1 protein-coding gene is annotated in these 760 nt (G+C 58.7%); it reads right to left on the reverse strand.

Going from position 1 to position 760, the window contains the following annotated elements:
• Positions 1-135: 135 nt before the first annotated feature.
• A complete protein-coding gene (locus tag GY937_07030) occupies positions 136-495 on the reverse strand; it encodes a hypothetical protein (protein ID MCP5056467.1) in 360 nt (119 codons plus the stop codon).
• Between the last annotated feature and the right edge of the window lie 265 nt (positions 496-760).

Consider the following 760-nt stretch of genomic DNA (forward strand, 5'->3'; position numbering starts at 1 on the left):
CTTCCCGCTCTTGCGGATCAGCTCCACGACCTCGGCCTTGTATTCATCTGTGAACGATCGACGCTTCCGTTTTCCCATGACACACTCCTACCGCACTTTCGTGCGATCCGGGGTGTCCACGAGACCGGGGCAAGCTCAACCGGTCTCGATGAAGTCACCGGGGACCTCGTTCTTGAGGACGTCGTCGACACAGGCCTGGACGTTTTCGAGTCGTCGATGACCTGCCATGGTGTAGCCGAAGCAGGGCCAGTCTCGGCCCTCGGCGCGAAGGACCGGATCGAAGGCGCGCCGTTTGACAAGCATCATCGATCTCCTCTTGAACGATCGAACCAGCAACCTGCGCAGTCGCCCTTTGAGGAACTTGACCGGTGAACGCAGGGAGATCTGATCTGCCCTCGGCGCCCCCTCGATCACTTTCCAAGCACTCTCCTCATACAGGGAAGCCGTCAAGCACTTCTTCAGTAGGTCGATGTAGGGGTCACTCCTCGTACTCAACGCATCTCCTTCGAATTCGCTGAAGCGCCCTGGGACTCGGAAGGGGACGTGCCTCCAGTTGTGAGCGGACTCTACCCAAACCGAGCGAACATGGGAGGCCGTCGCGCAATTCGTACATAGGGCATTCAAGCTGGGTTCTGGCACTGTCGGCCCAAAGTACAAATGTCCGGTTTTCTCCAAAGTAGAAATGTCCGCTTTCTCTTCTGATTCCGGCTTCTCCGCTGCCGAGTCCCGGGGCCCCAGTGGAAAGCGCCAGGCGCTTTCC

The organism is bacterium, assembly GCA_024228115.1.
GTDB lineage: Bacteria > Myxococcota_A > UBA9160 > UBA9160 > UBA6930.